The sequence below is a fragment of the Rhodococcus sp. B50 genome (assembly GCF_013602415.1).
Classification (GTDB): domain Bacteria; phylum Actinomycetota; class Actinomycetes; order Mycobacteriales; family Mycobacteriaceae; genus Rhodococcus.
Genome location: NZ_WPAG02000002.1, coordinates 2,546,980 through 2,562,735, shown reverse-complemented (window position 1 = coordinate 2,562,735; position 15,756 = coordinate 2,546,980). Strand labels below are relative to the sequence as shown.

The window sequence follows — 15,756 nt, the reverse complement described above, 5'->3', positions numbered from 1 at the left end:
CGGACTGCCGATCCGGCGCCGCGCGGCGGGCTGCTTCAGAGCTTGCGCAACCGGAGCCGGTTGATGGCGTGATCCGAGTCCTTCCGCAGGACCAGGGTTGCGCGCGGCCGTGTGGGCAGGATGTTCTCCACCAGGTTCGGTAGGTTGATCGAGTGCCAGATCTCCTTCGCGGCACTCATCGCGTCCCGGTCCGACAGGTTCGCGTAGTGGTGGAAGTGCGCCTCCGGATCGGCGAAGGACGTATTGCGCAGTGCGAGAAAGCGCTCCACGTACCACTTCTCGATGTCCTCGATTCGCGCGTCGACGTAGATCGAGAAGTCGAACAGGTCGGAGACCATCAGCCGCGGACCGGTCTGCAGCACGTTCAGGCCCTCGATGATGAGGATGTCCGGCTGGCGCACGATGTGGTACTGGCCCGGGATGATGTCGTACGAGATGTGCGAGTAGATCGGCGCCGCAACCTCTTTCGCGCCCGACTTGACCTCGGTGACGAACCGCAGCAGCTTGCGTCGGTCGTAGCTCTCGGGAAAGCCCTTGCGGTGCATGATGTTGCGCCGCACCAGTTCCTTGGTGGAGTAGAGGAAGCCGTCGGTGGTCACGAGATCCACCCGCGGGTGATGGTCCCATCGGGCCAGCAACGCCTGCAGTACACGGGCCGTGGTGGACTTGCCGACCGCTACCGACCCGGCCACGCCGATCACGAACGGCACCTGCTGATCGGGATGCTTCTCCCCGAGGAAGGTCGCCGTCGCCGCGAACAACCGCTGTCTCGCCGCGACCTGCAGGTGGATCAACCGGGAGAGGGGCAGATACACCTCGGCGACCTCTGCGAGGTCGATCTGCTCGCCCAGGCCCCGAAGCCCGATGAGTTCGTCCTCGGTGAGGACGAGGGGAGTCGACTTCCGCAGCGTCCGCCACTGCTTGCGGTCGAACTCGACATACGGGCTCGGTTCGTTCAGACGAGCCATCGGCACGGCTTCCCGGTGGCGCGGCGGATGCGGCGTTGCATGTCCATGTAACGGATTGTGCTCGCTGACACAGGGTGATGCCGCGTCGGGGTCCCCACTCCGGCAGGTTCTCCCGTGTCGGGTCGCCGGCGAGGTACTAGGCTCGGCCGGTATGGGAGCCGACGACTTCGTGAACGAATATCTGCTGCTGGGTCTGGCTTTCGACCGACTGGAGGAAGGGTTCGTCGACGCCTACACCGGCGATCCCGCACTGCGGCGGAAGGTCGAGAACGCCCCGACTCCCGATCCTCGTGATCTATCACACATCGCGCGGCGCCTGTGCAACGAACTCCCCGGCGCGGGTCTGTCCGACGAGCGCACCCGTTTCCTCGACGTGCATCTGCGCGCGCTCGACTGCTCGGCCCGCAAGTTCGCGGGGGAGGAGATCGGTTTCGTCGACGAGGTCGAGGCGTACTTCGACGTGCGCATCGCCCCCGGCGACGAGGACGCCTACCGCGACGCGCATCGTCGTCTCGACGCCTTGCTGCCCGGCCCGGGATCGCTCACCGAACGGATGCAGGCGCACCGCAAGTCCGAGGTGATCCCCGCGGATCGTCTCGCCGAATGCGTCGAGGCGTTCTCGAGCGCTCTGCGTGAGAAGGTGCGGGCGGTCTATCCGTTGCCCGACACCGAACGCGTCGAGTACGAGGTCGTCGGAGACAAGCCGTGGTCGGGTTTCAACTATTACCTCGGCGACTACCGTTCGCGGGTCGCGATCAACTCCGATCTCGAACAGACCATGGCGCACCTGCCGAGGCTGATCGCGCACGAGGCGTACCCGGGGCACCACACCGAGCATTGCCGCAAGGAGGCCGGTCTCGTCGCCGGTGGGCAGGCCGAGCAGACGTTGTTCCTCGTCAACACCCCGCAATGCCTCATGGCCGAAGGCCTCGCCGATCTCGCGCTCGAAGCGATCGTGGGCCCGGGCTGGGGGAAGTGGGCGCAGGAGATCTACGCCGATCTCGGGCTCCGGTTCGACGGCGAACTCGCCGAGCAGCTGTCCGAGGCGTCCGAGCAACTGCTGCCGGTCCGTCAGGACGCCGCGTTGCTGCTCCACGACCGTGGTCGCAGCCACGACGACGTCGTCGAGTTCCTGCAGCGCTGGTCGCTGTCGAGCCCCGAACGTGCCCGGCAGTCGCTGCGGTTCCTGTCGTCACCCTTGTGGCGCGCCTACATCAGCACCTACGTCGAGGGCTACCGGCTCCTCGGCGGCTGGCTCGGGCAGGTTCCGGTGGGAGTCGAACGTGCCGAGCGGTTCCGCCGCCTGCTCGACGAACCCCTGGTGCCCAGCAGCCTGCGGTGAACCGCAGGTCGCTCGGGGACCGGCTACCGGAGCGGTGGACGGCCTTCGTAGACTGGAGGTCGTATCCCTGACGCCCTCTGCTTGGAGAAACCTCGATGACCGCTGCGCCCGGCGCCGACGTGAACACTGCCGCACTGAACGACCTCGACCCCGAGGTCGCCGAGGCCATGGCCGGCGAGCTGTCGCGTCAGCGCGACACGCTCGAGATGATCGCGTCGGAGAACTTCGTGCCGCGCGCCGTGCTGCAGGCCCAGGGCAGCGTCCTGACCAACAAGTACGCCGAGGGTTACCCCGGCCGTCGCTACTACGGTGGTTGCGAGAACGTCGACGTCGTCGAGGACCTCGCACGTAACCGCGCCAAGGAGCTGTTCGGCGCCGATTTCGCGAACGTCCAGCCGCACTCGGGTGCGCAGGCGAACGCCGCGGTGCTCATGGCGCTGATGACGCCCGGCGAGAAGCTGCTCGGCCTCGATCTCGCGCACGGTGGCCACCTCACGCACGGCATGAAGCTCAACTTCTCCGGCAAGCTGTACGACGTCGCGTCCTACGGGGTCAGCAAGGACGACCACCGCATCGACATGGACGAGGTCCGCGACATCGCCGTGCGCGAGAAGCCGAAGGTCATCGTCGCCGGTTGGTCCGCCTACCCGCGTCACGAGGATTTCGCTGCCTTCCGCTCCATCGCCGACGAGGTCGGTGCGTACCTGTGGGTCGACATGGCGCACTTCGCCGGCCTGGTCGCCGCGGGGCTGCACCCCTCGCCCGTGCCCTACGCCGACGTCGTCTCCACCACCGTGCACAAGACCCTCGGTGGCCCGCGCTCCGGCCTGATCCTCGCCAAGCAGGAGTGGGCGAAGAAGATCAACTCGGCGGTCTTCCCCGGTCAACAGGGCGGACCGCTCATGCACGCCATCGCTGCGAAGGCCGTCGCGCTGAAGATCGCCGCCGGCGACGAGTTCAAGGACCGTCAGCAGCGCACCTTGTCCGGCGCCCGGATCATCGCCGATCGTCTGTCACAGTCCGACGTCGCCGACAAGGGCATCTCGGTGCTCACCGGCGGCACCGACGTGCACCTGGTCCTGGTCGACCTGCGCAACTCGCAGCTCGACGGCCAGCAGGGTGAAGACGCCCTCCACGAGGTCGGCATCACCGTCAACCGCAACGCCGTGCCGTTCGACCCGCGCCCCCCGATGGTCACCTCGGGACTCCGCATCGGCACCCCGGCGCTCGCCACCCGCGGTTTCGGCGACGAGCAGTTCACCGAGGTCGCCGAGATCATCGCGCAGACACTCATCGGTGGCGCCGACGCCGAGTCGCTGCGCACCCGCGTGAGCGCCCTGGCGCAGTCCGTGCCGCTGTACGAGGGCCTCGAGGACTGGCGTCTGATCTGACATTCCTGCTGTCGCCGACCGGCCCGCACCGATCTCCGGTGCGGGCCGGTTGCGTATCCGGGCGGACACATCCCACCGCACGGGTTGGTTAGGGTAGCCTACGCATGCCGACATCGTCGGCGACCGCACGCGCACCCCGACCAGCAGAAGGAAGTCGCATGGCCATCCCGAGCATCGATCCGTACGAGTTGCCCACCGGCGACGAGATTCCCGCTGCTCGGGTGGACTGGACGCTCGATGCGTCCCGCTGTGCACTGCTCGTCCACGACATGCAGAAGTACTTCATCGACGCCTACCAGCGCGACGCCGAGCCGCTCGCGACCGTGGTGCCCAACATCGTCCGCCTCCGCGAAGCGTGCCTGGCCGCCGGTATCCCCGTCGTCTACACGATGCAGCCCGGCGACCAGCATCCGTCGCGTCGCGGCATCCTCGCCGACTTCTGGGGCGTCGGCCTGAGCACCGGCCGCGACACGGAGGTCATCGACGAGCTCACCCCCGGCCCGGACGACATCCAGGTCACCAAGTGGCGGTACTCGGCGTTCCAGCGCACCGACTTCCGTCAGTTGCTCGCGCACAACGGCCGCGACCAGCTGATCGTCACCGGCGTCTACGCCCACATGGGCTGCATGCTCAGCGCCGCCGACGCCTTCATGAGCGACGTGGCACCGTTCATGGCTCTCGACGCCACCGCCGACTTCTCTCGCGACGAGCACCTCATGGCGTTGCAGTACGTCGCGAAGCGGGTCGGCCGCGTCGAGACCACGGATGCGCTGATCGGGTCGATCACCGCGTCGGCCCGTCGTCGCGACCGCGAGACCGAAGAGCTCACCGCGTCGCTGCGCTGACCCAGGACTGCGTTTCGGTGTTCTCGACCTCGCTCGGCGCCGTCGAGAACACCGAAGTTCTCTCGGTGGTGCCGCGACGACGCGCCTCGAGGCGGAGCCGGCCGTGGGTCATGAGGCTCAGGGGTACTTACGAGGTGTCGTTAACGCAATCTTCACCGACACGCTTTCTCCGCTGCCGAGCGAATCGTCCGTATCGGGGTTAGCGTCGGGGGTGTAGGCGGCGCAGGTGCCGACTACACGGGAGGTCCCTGATCGTGTGGCTGACACAGTCCGAGCGAGGGGGCCGGCACCGGGCCTCCGTGGTCGTGACGACACCGGGGACCCACCGGCCCACCGAATACGTCCGGACGGTGCCGTCCGGGCCGAGGAGCCCCACGTGAACGCAACACGCTCCGTCCCCACCCGCTCCGGTTCTGCCGTTGCGAAAGAATCCGCTGTACGCACCTACGTGCTGGACACTTCAGTGTTGCTCTCCGACCCTTGGGCGGTCACCAGGTTCGCCGAGCACGAAGTGGTCCTTCCGCTGGTGGTCATCGGCGAACTCGAAGGCAAACGGCATCACCACGAACTCGGCTGGTTCGCCCGCGAATCGCTGCGGCTGCTCGACGACCTGCGGCAGCGGCACGGACGCCTCGATCAGCCCATCCCCATCGGGGACGAGGGGGGCACCCTGCACGTGGAGCTCAACCACACCGATCCGATGGTCCTACCCGCCGGCTTCCGCACCGACACCAACGATTCCCGCATCCTCGCGTGTGCCCTGAACCTGGCCACCGAGGGACGCGACGTGGTGCTCGTCAGCAAGGACATCCCGTTACGCGTCAAGGCCGGTGCCGTCGGCCTCGACGCCGACGAGTACCACGCCCAGGATGTGGTGATCTCGGGGTGGACCGGAATGACCGAACTCGAGGTGGAGCGCGCTCTCATCGACGAGATGTTCGCCGAGGGCATCGTCGACATCGACGACGCGCGGGACCTGCCGTGCCACACCGGGATCAGATTGCTCGGTGGTTCGTCCAGCGCGCTGGGCCGGGTCACCGCCGACAAGCGAGTCCAGCTCGTGCGCGGCGATCGGGAGGCGTTCGGATTGCACGGGCGCTCGGCCGAACAGCGCGTCGCACTCGACCTGCTGCTCGACGAATCGGTCGGCATCGTCTCCCTCGGCGGTAAGGCCGGTACCGGCAAATCCGCCCTGGCACTGACGGCCGGACTCGAGGCCGTCCTGGAACGACGCACCCACCGCAAAGTGGTCGTCTTCCGGCCGCTCTACGCGGTGGGCGGGCAGGAACTCGGCTACCTGCCGGGTACCGAAGCCGAGAAGATGAATCCGTGGGGCCAGGCGGTCTTCGACACCCTCGAAGGGCTCGCCAGTTCGGCAGTGCTCGAGGAAGTGCTCAGCCGCGGAATGCTGGAAGTGCTGCCGCTCACGCACATTCGCGGCAGGTCCCTGCACGATTCGTTCGTCATCGTCGACGAGGCGCAGTCACTCGAACGCAACGTGCTGCTGACCGTCCTGTCGCGGCTCGGTGCGGGCTCGCGTGTCGTGCTCACCCACGACGTGGCCCAGCGCGACAATCTGCGTGTCGGCCGGCACGACGGTGTCGCGGCGGTCATCGAGAAACTCAAGGGGCATCCGTTGTTCGCGCACGTGACGCTCACCCGCAGTGAGCGCTCGCCGATCGCGGCGCTGGTGACGGAGATGCTCGAGGAGTTCGCTCCGGGCGTCTGATCCCCGAGTACGGTCGAACGGCGCGTCCGGCATCCCGCCGGACGCGCCGTTGCCGTCACGCCTCGTCGGACGTCTCGGAGAGGGGACCGAGTTCGGCCTCGAGCACCTCCTGGACCACTCGCATCGCAGCGAGTCCGGCGGGGGCGCCGCAGTAGGCCGAACAATGGATGACGGATTCGACGATCTCCGTGCGGCCGAGTCCGTTGCGCAGTGCACCGCGGACGTGTCCGCGCAGTTCGTTCTCGGCGCGCAGCGCGATGAGCATGCCCAGGTTGAGCAGGCTGCGGCTGCGCCGGTCGAGGCCGGGACGCGACCACACGGCACCCCAGGCGTGTTCGGTGACGAATTCCTGCATCGCCTCGGAGTCGGTGCCGCGGGAACGCTCGAACGCCCGCTCGACGAAATCGTCACCCATCACTTCGCGCCGGATCTCCAGACCCGTCGTGAATCCCGGAGTGTGCTCGGCGTCGGACATGTCATCGCTCCCTGCTGATCCGTCACCGAACGGTTCGGTGACGAACGGATTCTATGCGGGCGCTCGACGGTCAGGAACGACGCAGTGCGGCGCGGAGTAGCCCCGAGGCGGTGGCGCGGAGCAAGGTGAGGACGTCGAAGTGGTCGTCCCACACGGCGATCCGTCCGTCACGCAACTCGAAGGTGCCGCAGACCCAGAACTCGATGCGCACCGGTCCGAAGCGCAGGATGTCGGTGCGCTCGGTGAGCACGATGTCGCCGTCGGCCGCGATGTGGTGGACGACGACACCGAACCCCACCGCAGGTCGTGTGAGGCCGGCGAGGATCTGCCGCACCCGGGAGGCGCCGCGGATGGTGGGGAGCCAGGTGTTGTGCCACGCGATGTCGTCGGTGATCAGCGAAGCAGCGCGGTCGATGTTCTCGGTGGCCATCGCATCGAGAAAATCTGTCACCGCGGCGACGGCGTTCTGCCCGGTGGTGGTCGGTGTGCTCATCGTTCTCCTCGACGTCGGCTGCGTCGCATGGTAACGGGCACGGACCGGCGGTGGAACCGGATTCGCACATGCCACAGAATCACCGGAAAACGGGTTGTGTCGCGGGGGAGTCGGGCACCCTGAAATCAGGTACCCGTCCTCTCGGCGACAGGAGCGAACCGATGAATCGAATTCCCCGGCGCAGAGCAGCGTTGGTGGCGGCCGCAGCGGCGGTCGGACTGGTCGTCGCGGGCTGCAGCGACGACCAGTCGGCGGAGGATACGGTGGGCAGTGCGACCAGCGCGGTCCAGTCCGCCGCGGAGAGTGTGGCGTCCCAGGCGGAGAGCGCCGTCGAATCGATCACGCAGGGCGACAATTCGCCCGAGGCCGACGAGCCCGCGGCGGATCAGTCCAGCGCAGTGCCCGGTCCGGACGGCGAGCAGGTCGAACTCAGCGGACCGATCCTGCAGAAGTACAACGAGGTCGGCGGTGCGTCGAGCCCCCTCGGCGCGGCGACCGGTGAGCAGGAGGAAGTCGGCGACGGCAACGTCGCAGAGTTCGAGGGCGGCATCATCGCGTGGAGTCCCGACACCGACTCCCACATCGTGTGGGGTGAGATTCGCACGGCCTGGGAGGCCGCAGGCGGTGCCGAGGGCGATCTAGGCTTCCCGATCACCGACGAGGAGCAGACTCCCGACGGTGCCCGCAGCAACTTCCAGTTCGGTTACATCACCTGGGCGCCCGGTGCCGGGACGGAGGTCGTCCAGGAGTGAGGTGACTCCCGAGCCGCTGAGCTTTCGCTATCCGCTCACGTTTTCGCCATCCGCTGCAGCACAATTGCTGTAGCGGATGGCGAAATTCGTAGTGGACGCAGGCGGGTCGGCCGGACCCTGCGGGTCAGGACTCCTCGTCCACCCGCGTCATCGCCAGGACGTCGAGTCGACGGTCGAGTTCCTCCTCGCTCAGGCGGTCGCCGACGAGTCCGCGGTCCACGACGGTCTGGCGGATCGTCTTCTTCTCCTTCAGAGCCTCCTTGGCGACGGCCGCGGCCTCCTCGTAGCCGATCGCCGAATTGAGGGGAGTGACGATCGACGGCGACGACTCCGCCAGCGTGCGCAGGTGCTCGACGTTCGCGACAAGTCCGGTGATGCAGCGATCGGCGAACAATCGGGAGACGTTGGCGAGCAGTCGAATCGACTCGAGGACGTTCCGCGCCATGACCGGGATGTAGACGTTGAGTTCGAAGGCTCCCGCTGCACCGCTCCATGCCACGGTGGCGTCGTTGCCCACGACCTGTGCGGCGACCTGCGTAACCGCTTCGGGGAGAACCGGATTGACCTTGCCCGGCATGATCGAGCTGCCGGGCTGCAGATCGGGGAGCTGGATCTCGGCCAGGCCGGTGAGCGGACCGGATCCCATCCAGCGGATGTCGTTGGCGATCTTCGTCAGCGACACGGCGACGGTGCGCAGCGCACCGGAGACCTCGACGAGGGCGTCACGGGCGGCCTGCGCTTCGAAGCTGTCGCGGGCACGCTGCAGATCCTCGAGTCCTGTCGTCTCGACGAGCACGGCCACCACGCGCGGACCGAAATCCGCCGGCGCATTGAGGCCCGTGCCGACCGCGGTGCCACCGATCGGCAGTTCGCCGAGGCGGGGGAGTGTCGCTCGAAGACGTTCGATCCCGGCCTCGATCTGCCGGGCATATCCACCGAACTCCTGGCCCAGGGTCACCGGGACCGCATCCATCAGATGGGTGCGGCCGGACTTGACGACGGTGCGCCATTCCTCGGCCTTCCCTGCGAGGGCTCCGTGCAGGTGTTCGAGGGCGGGAATCAGATCCTTGACCGTCGCCTCGGTCGCAGCGACGTGCGTCGCGGTGGGGAAGGTGTCGTTCGACGACTGCGACATGTTCACGTCGTCGTTGGGATGGACCGTGACGCCGGCCTTCGCGGCGAGCGAGGCGATGACCTCGTTGGTGTTCATGTTCGAACTCGTGCCCGAACCGGTCTGGAAGACGTCGATCGGGAACTGGTCGTCGTATTCACCGGCGGCGATGGCATCGGCTGCGGCCATGATCGCGTCGGCCCTGTCGGGGTCGAGCAGACCCAGGTCCTTGTTCACCCGGGCGCAGGCGCTCTTGAGCAGACCGAGCGCGCGGATCTGTGCGCGTTCGAGTCCGCGCCCCGAGATCGGGAAGTTCTCCACGGCGCGCTGCGTCTGGGCGCGCCACAAGGCGTCGACCGGAACCTGGACCTCGCCCATCGTGTCGCGTTCGATACGGAACTGCTGAGAAGACTGTTCGGTGTCGGTCATGTCCTCCACGTTATGCCGCCGGAACGAACGAGAGGGGCACTGCGACGAGAACTCGTGGCAGTGCCCCTCTTCGGGAGCGATCGGTGAGGATCAGGGCATGGGAGGCGGCGAGCCGGCGACACCGTGGAAGTCGATGGACGAGAACTCGCTGAGCTTCTGCAGGCGGTGGTACGCCTCGATCATGCGCACCGTGCCCGACTTGCTGCGCATCACGATCGACTGCGTCTCCGCGCCACCCGCGGAGTAGCGGACACCGCGGAGCAGTTCACCGTCGGTGACGCCGGTCGCGCAGAAGAAGATGTTCTCGCCGGTGACGAGATCGGTGGTGGTGAGGACGCGATCGAGATCGTGTCCGGCGTCGATCGCCTTCTGACGCTCGGCGTCGTCCTTCGGTGCCAGGCGACCCTGCAGCGCACCGCCCATGCAGCGCATCGCGGCCGCGGCGATGATGCCCTCGGGGGTACCGCCGATGCCGAGCAGCATGTCGACACCCGAACCCGGACGTGCAGCGGCGATCGCGCCGGCGACGTCGCCGTCGGAGATCAGACGGATGCGGGCACCCGCCTCGCGCACCTCCTTGATGATCTGCGCGTGGCGCGGACGGTCGAGGATCGTCACGGTCAGGTCGGCGTGCGCGATGTTCTTCGCCTTCGCGACGCGGCGGATGTTCTCCGCGATCGGGGCGGTGATGTCGATGACGTCGGCGGCCTCGGGACCGACGGCGATCTTCTCCATGTAGAACACAGCGGACGGGTCGAACATCGCTCCCCGCTCGGCCACGGCGAGCACCGCGATCGCGCCGGGAGCGCCCTTCGACATGAGGGTCGTGCCGTCGATCGGGTCGACCGCGACGTCGCACAGCGGACCGTCGCCGTTGCCGACCTCCTCGCCGTTGTACAGCATGGGCGCTTCGTCCTTCTCGCCCTCACCGATCACGACGACACCCTGCATCGACACGGAGCTGACCATGTGCCGCATCGCGTCGACAGCGGCGCCGTCGCCACCTTCCTTGTCGCCACGTCCGACCCACCGGCCGGCCGCCATCGCCGCGGCCTCGGTGACGCGGACCAGTTCGAGTGCGAGGTTGCGGTCCGGAGCTTCGCGGCGTGGGGTGCTGGCCGTCATGGGCTACTGCCTCCTGGAGACTTTCGGTCGACGCGGGTTGCGCCGGCAGAGGGAGCGGTCGCCGAGGGCGTCCGCACGATCCGTGTGTGTCGCGTGGCTATTGTCTCATCACGGCCGATGGTGTGGGCTGTCGGACCCGCCCGGCCTGAACATGCCTGTTCCGCAGCTGTCAGACTGGACGGGTGGCATCCAAGAAACCTCGCATCCTGCAAGACGGTCGCGATATGGCGTGGTCGCTGATCCCGCTGCTCGTGCTGATTCTGTTCATCGCGGCGATCGCCAGCCAGTGCGAGTTCAAGCCCGGCGGACCCACGGCGGGTCCGGTGCCGAGCTTCGACATCGATGCCGGTCTGAAGTACGACGCGACGGAACTCGCATTCCCCATCCGTCATCCCGAGGTACCCGAGGGCTGGCAGCCCAACTCCGGCAGCCGCAGCATCGTCTCCGGTAACCAGGGCGGCGATTCGAGCACCGTCGGTTTCATCACTCCGGAAGGTCGCTACGTGCGCTTCACCCAGTCGGATGCCGGTGAGGACGAACTGGTGCGATTCGTCGCCGGGGGAGCCCGCACCGCCACCGACAGCCGCTCCATCGAGGGGTACGACTGGGTGATCTACGGCGGCGAGGGAGTCGAAGCACTCTGGGTGTCCGATTTCGGTGACGTGCGCATCCTGATCGGCGGCTCCGGCAACGAGGCCGAGTTCACGGCGCTGGCCACCGCGGCTGGCAGAGCCGAGCCGCTCGAACCCTGATCCGGGTCGGGTCTATCGAGGTCAGTCCTCGTCCTCGTACTCGTCGTCTTCGTCGTCCGCGAGCGAGAGCGCTTGCTCGACGCGTTCGCGGGCGCCGGCGAGGTGCTCCTCGCAGCGTTTCGCGAGGGCCTCGCCGCGTTCCCACAGCTGCAGCGAGTCGTCGAGGTCGAGCCCGCCCTGTTCGAGCATCTTCACGACATTGACGAGTTCGTCCCGAGCTCGCTCGTAGCCGAACTCCCGCACATCGGCGTTCGCGTCGTCGGTTCCCGCGTTCGTCACTGTCCTGTCTTCCTTATCGTTCGTGTCCCATGACGGCGGCGCGGGCCGCGCCGTCCGCCACCCGCACCCGCAGTTGGGTGCCGATGGGCATCTCGTCGAGTGTGCGTACCACTTCCGGGTCGCTGCCCGGCACGATCCGCTGGACCACGGCGTAGCCACGCGCCAGGGTCGCCGCGGGGCCGAGGGTCCCCAGCCGCGCCCGCAGATGTTCCAGCGTCGACGACTCCGACGAGATCAGCCGCGTGACGTCGCGTCGTGCCGCCTGCTGCAGCCGCTCGATCTCCTCGTATCGCCGGTCGAGGTCGCGGAACGGATCGGCCAGGACGGGACGGTCGCGCAACTGCGCGATGACGTGTTCCTCCCGGCGGACCCAGTTGCGCAGCGCGGCCGCCGACCGCGCTTTCAGCTCGTCGACCAGATCGAGTTCGGCGACGGCATCGGGCACGACGCGCTTCGCGGCATCGGTGGGGGTCGCGGCCCGCAGGTCGGCGACGTGATCGCACAACGGACTGTCGGGCTCGTGGCCGATGGCGCTGACCACAGGGGTCGTGCACGCGGCGATCGCGCGGCACAGTGCTTCGTCGGAGAACGGCAGCAGATCCTCCACGCTGCCACCGCCACGGGCGAGGACGATCACGTCGACGTCCGGATCGCTGTCGAGCGCTTCGAGAGCCTCGATGAGCTGCGTGACTGCGGTGGGTCCCTGCACCGTCGCGTGACGGACGTCGAAGCGCACGGCAGGCCAGCGACGCTGCGCGACCGACAGCACATCGCGTTCGGCTGCGCTGCCGCGGCTGGTGACCAGGCCGACGCGGCGCGGCAGGAACGGCAGGGGGCGTTTCAACCGCGGATCGAACAATCCCTCGGCGGCGAGCAAGGCGCGCAGCCGCTCGAGGCGCGCGAGCAGTTCCCCGATGCCGACGGCTCGGATCTCGGTGACCCGAAGCGCGAGACTGCCGCGACCGGGCCAGAAGGTCATCTTCCCGAACATGATCACGCGGCTGCCCTCGGTGAGCGGCACCCCGGACTGCTGCAGGAGCTGCGGTGAGCAGGTCACCTGCAGGGACATGTCCACCGACGGGTCGCGCAGGGTCAGGAACGCCGTCCGCGTCCCGGGACGGGCGTTGATCTGCGTGATCTGCCCTTCGACCCAGATGGTGCCGAGCTTGTCGATCCACCCGGCGACCTTCTGCGCCACGGTGCGGACGGGCCAGGGCTGCTCCGCGGAGTTCGGTCGTCCCGCGTTCTGTCCGGCCGTCACTTGTTACGCGCGCTCGTGATCCGGTTCGACAGCATCGTCACGAACGGAGTACGCGCGGCGTGAGCATTCTCGTAGTCGAGCAACGCTGTGAGTTCGTCCACCGACAGTGCGCGCAGACGGGCCCGCAGCTGGGCGAGGGTCAGCGAGTCGTAGTCGAGGTACTCGACGATCTCGGACCGGTCTCCGGAGGCGTCGGCGACTTTCGTGTCCGTGCCGAGGGTGACCTTCGTGTCCGTGTCTTCGGCGGCGGACTTGGTGCCGGTCTTCTTCGGAGCGGTCTTCCTCGCTGTCGCCTTCTTCGCGGGCGCCGTCGAGGTCGCAGCACCGGACGTCGCCGGCGCGACGACCGTCTCGTCCGCGGGGGCTGCAGGCACATCGGCCTCGGTCGCCGGCGGGATCGAGTACAGGGCGAACCGGCCGGGAGCGCCGTTCGAGGTGCTGTTCGTCGAGGTCGCGGCCTCGTCCGAGGGGGTCGAGCCGTCGTCGTCGAAGGTCGCCCACTGTGCGGTCTCGCCGGGCTCGGCTCCGAAGATCTCGAAGAACTGGTCGCCCTTGATGGCGAGCGAGGTCATCACCTGTTGTACCCGCATCGTCGTCTGCAGGATCTGGCTCACCGTCGTCATCGGCAACGACACGGCTGTGCTCGGCAGCTTGAGGGTCTCTTCGTACGCGGTGACAGCAATGCCGGCAGCCACCCGTGCCAGGAACGGTGGACGGATCATTCCCCAAGACTGCCCGATGATCGGCGTGATTGGTAGCCGGGGGAGCACCTCGGTTGCGAGCTGGGAAGCCCCTCTCCGACGCGCCCCGTACTCTGGAGGTATGTCTGCGCCTGTTCCACTCGAAGTCGGGATCACACGGTCCGCCGGCCCCTCCACCTCCGGAAAGCGCGTCCTGCTCGCCGAGCCCCGCGGTTACTGCGCCGGGGTCGACCGCGCGGTCGAGACCGTCGAGAAAGCGCTCGACAAGTACGGTGCCCCGATCTATGTCCGCAAGGAGATCGTCCACAACCGCCACGTCGTCGACACCCTCGCCGAACGCGGCGTGGTGTTCGTCGACGAGACCGACGAGGTGCCCGAAGGCGCCGTCCTCGTGTTCTCGGCGCACGGTGTGTCGCCTGCGGTCCACGAATCCGCCGCGGCCCGGCAGCTGCGCACCATCGACGCCACCTGCCCGCTGGTGACGAAGGTCCACCAGGAAGCCAAGCGTTTCGCACGCGACGATTTCGACATCCTGCTCATCGGTCACGAGGGCCATGAGGAGGTCGAGGGAACCGCAGGCGAGGCCCCCGACCACGTGCAGCTCGTCGACGGCCCCGACGCCGTCGAGTCGGTGACCGTGCGCGACCCGAAGAAGGTCATCTGGCTGTCCCAGACCACCCTCAGCGTCGACGAGACGATGCAGACCGTGCAGCGCCTGCGCGAGAAGTTCCCGCAGCTGCAGGATCCGCCGAGCGACGACATCTGCTACGCCACCCAGAATCGGCAGGTCGCGGTGAAGGCGATGGCGCCCGAGTGTGATCTGGTGATCGTCGTGGGGTCGCGGAATTCGTCCAACTCCGTGCGACTCGTCGAGGTGGCCCTCGGTGCAGGTGCCCGGGCAGCCCACCTGGTCGACTACGCCAAGGAGATCGATCCGGCCTGGCTCGAGGGCGTCGAGACCGTCGGCATCACGTCGGGTGCGTCGGTCCCCGAAATCCTCGTGCAGGGGGTCGTGCAATTCCTCGACGAGCGCGGCTTCCACGATGTGCAGTCGGTGACGACCGCCAACGAGACCCTGGTGTTCGCCCTGCCGCGCGAACTGCGCGCGTCGCGTCGTTCCTGAACCGGTAGTCCCTGAAGCGAAGACGACCGGTCACCGCCGTTGATCGGCAGGTGACCGGTCGTCTTCGTCGTTGGACGGGTCAGTCCTCGTAGCGGTCGCGGTACCGCACACGCGGCGGCTCGTAGCCCTGCGTGGGTGCCGCTGCCGGCCGGCCGGGTTCCGGCTCGGGTGCCGGACGGCGCCGCGGCTCGCGGCCCTCCGGCTGCACCGGCTCGGCAGGTCGGGAAGCACGAGCACGCCGAGCAGGTCCCTCAGCGCGGACGCGCTGTGCACGGGGATCCGGCTGCTCCGTCGCCGGGGGCTCGGGACGGGCGCGGCGACGGGGACGGGTGTCGGTGACCTCCCGGACCGACGCCTTCGCGGCCGACGTCCCTCGGCCCGCGGTGGCGGTACGAGGCGTATCCGCAGGCGTGCCTGTCGACGGTCGTCCTCGGCTCGCGCGCCTGGTCGGACGGTCGTCCGCAGCACGGGCCGGACGCTCGCCTGCAGCCCGGGCCGGGCGGTCCTTCGCTGCCCCGGCCTTTGCGGCACGTGGCTTCGCGCGCTCGCGCGGCGCGCGGGCACGCACTCCGGTGTTCTGGCGGGTCGCGAAGATCCGGAAACCGCCGATGGCCAAGACCAGCACGGTCGCCAGCAACATCGCCGGGAAACGGTTCACCAGCGGATAGGCGACGTTGAGCGCGAGATCCTTCAACCCACCGGTGCTGCCGGAGGAGACGAACTCCTGACCGATCGGCACCGCGAGGAGCAGCAGCAGGGGCGGCTGGGCCATAGCCGTGAACAGTCCGCGATAGCGCACCGCCACCACGGCCACGAGGCAGCCGAGCACATAGAAGACGGTGAACGCAGTGGTCAGTTCGTTCCCGCGTGCGCTGTCGAGCAGCACCCCGAGAAGCATCGTTCCGGCTGCGATCGCCACGGCACCCCACCAGGGCACACCGGGCACCGTAGGCACCAACGACCGCATGTCGAGCGGCACC

Annotated in this window: 16 protein-coding genes; 7 read left to right on the top strand and 9 right to left on the bottom strand. The window is 68.0% G+C overall.

Features of this window, described 5'->3' with window-relative positions:
• Positions 1-35 precede the first annotated feature (35 nt).
• A complete protein-coding gene (coaA, locus tag GON09_RS12025; protein WP_213931967.1) occupies positions 36-968 on the bottom strand; it encodes a type I pantothenate kinase in 933 nt (310 codons plus the stop codon).
• A 151-nt stretch (positions 969-1,119) separates the two neighbouring features.
• Between coaA and GON09_RS12020 the strand changes: the two genes are divergently transcribed.
• The 4 genes from GON09_RS12020 to GON09_RS12005 all read left to right on the top strand — a co-directional run bounded on the left by GON09_RS12020 (position 1,120) and on the right by GON09_RS12005 (position 6,275).
• Positions 1,120-2,310, top strand: coding sequence for a DUF885 domain-containing protein (locus GON09_RS12020; protein WP_213931966.1), 1,191 nt, complete (start codon positions 1,120-1,122; stop codon positions 2,308-2,310).
• A 95-nt stretch (positions 2,311-2,405) separates the two neighbouring features.
• Entirely contained in the window at positions 2,406-3,701 is a 1,296-nt protein-coding gene (glyA, locus tag GON09_RS12015; RefSeq protein WP_213931965.1) for a serine hydroxymethyltransferase, read from the top strand.
• A gap of 158 nt (positions 3,702-3,859) precedes the next feature.
• A complete protein-coding gene (locus GON09_RS12010) occupies positions 3,860-4,546 on the top strand; it encodes an isochorismatase family protein (protein WP_213931964.1) in 687 nt (228 codons plus the stop codon).
• 376 nt (positions 4,547-4,922) lie between these two features.
• On the top strand, positions 4,923-6,275 hold the full coding sequence (locus GON09_RS12005) for a PhoH family protein (protein WP_213931963.1): 1,353 nt from the start codon (positions 4,923-4,925) through the stop codon (positions 6,273-6,275).
• 55 nt (positions 6,276-6,330) lie between these two features.
• On the opposite strand, the gene GON09_RS12000 is transcribed toward GON09_RS12005, so the two are convergent.
• Positions 6,331-6,750, bottom strand: a complete 420-nt coding sequence (locus GON09_RS12000) for a carboxymuconolactone decarboxylase family protein (protein ID WP_213931962.1) — start codon at positions 6,748-6,750, stop codon at positions 6,331-6,333.
• A gap of 70 nt (positions 6,751-6,820) precedes the next feature.
• On the bottom strand, positions 6,821-7,243 hold the full coding sequence (locus GON09_RS11995) for a limonene-1,2-epoxide hydrolase family protein (protein WP_213931961.1): 423 nt from the start codon (positions 7,241-7,243) through the stop codon (positions 6,821-6,823).
• A 161-nt stretch (positions 7,244-7,404) separates the two neighbouring features.
• On the opposite strand from GON09_RS11995, the gene GON09_RS11990 reads away from it, so the two are divergent.
• The gene (locus GON09_RS11990; RefSeq protein ID WP_244865497.1) at positions 7,405-7,995 is read left to right on the top strand and encodes an LGFP repeat-containing protein; all 591 of its coding nucleotides are present in this window, start codon (positions 7,405-7,407) and stop codon (positions 7,993-7,995) included.
• 124 nt (positions 7,996-8,119) lie between these two features.
• Here GON09_RS11990 and GON09_RS11985 read toward each other — a convergent pair whose 3' ends face one another.
• On the bottom strand, positions 8,120-9,535 hold the full coding sequence (locus GON09_RS11985; protein WP_213931960.1) for a class II fumarate hydratase: 1,416 nt from the start codon (positions 9,533-9,535) through the stop codon (positions 8,120-8,122).
• Positions 9,536-9,625: 90 nt separating this feature from the next.
• Positions 9,626-10,660, bottom strand: a complete 1,035-nt coding sequence (glpX, locus tag GON09_RS11980) for a class II fructose-bisphosphatase (protein WP_016693944.1) — start codon at positions 10,658-10,660, stop codon at positions 9,626-9,628.
• Between the two features lie 182 nt (positions 10,661-10,842).
• Here glpX and GON09_RS11975 point away from each other — a divergent pair, with 182 nt between their 5' ends.
• A complete protein-coding gene (locus tag GON09_RS11975; RefSeq protein ID WP_213931959.1) occupies positions 10,843-11,412 on the top strand; it encodes a DUF4245 domain-containing protein in 570 nt (189 codons plus the stop codon).
• Between the two features lie 21 nt (positions 11,413-11,433).
• On the opposite strand, the gene GON09_RS11970 is transcribed toward GON09_RS11975, so the two are convergent.
• The 3 genes from GON09_RS11970 to GON09_RS11960 are packed head-to-tail and all read right to left on the bottom strand — an operon-like array spanning position 11,434 to position 13,674.
• Positions 11,434-11,691, bottom strand: a complete 258-nt coding sequence (locus tag GON09_RS11970) for an exodeoxyribonuclease VII small subunit (protein WP_213931958.1) — start codon at positions 11,689-11,691, stop codon at positions 11,434-11,436.
• Between the two features lie 13 nt (positions 11,692-11,704).
• Positions 11,705-12,952, bottom strand: coding sequence for an exodeoxyribonuclease VII large subunit (gene xseA / locus GON09_RS11965; protein ID WP_213931957.1), 1,248 nt, complete (start codon positions 12,950-12,952; stop codon positions 11,705-11,707).
• Positions 12,949-13,674 carry a lipid droplet-associated protein gene (locus GON09_RS11960; protein ID WP_213931956.1) on the bottom strand — a complete coding sequence of 242 codons (726 nt, stop codon included), beginning with the start codon at positions 13,672-13,674 and terminating at the stop codon, positions 12,949-12,951. Before GON09_RS11960 ends, xseA begins: the two co-directional genes overlap by 4 nt.
• A gap of 100 nt (positions 13,675-13,774) precedes the next feature.
• On the opposite strand from GON09_RS11960, the gene GON09_RS11955 reads away from it, so the two are divergent.
• The gene (locus GON09_RS11955; protein ID WP_213931955.1) at positions 13,775-14,776 is read left to right on the top strand and encodes a 4-hydroxy-3-methylbut-2-enyl diphosphate reductase; all 1,002 of its coding nucleotides are present in this window, start codon (positions 13,775-13,777) and stop codon (positions 14,774-14,776) included.
• Between the two features lie 79 nt (positions 14,777-14,855).
• Here GON09_RS11955 and GON09_RS11950 read toward each other — a convergent pair whose 3' ends face one another.
• Positions 14,856-15,755, bottom strand: coding sequence for a DUF6542 domain-containing protein (locus tag GON09_RS11950; protein ID WP_213934425.1), 900 nt, complete (start codon positions 15,753-15,755; stop codon positions 14,856-14,858).
• Position 15,756 lies beyond the last annotated feature (1 nt).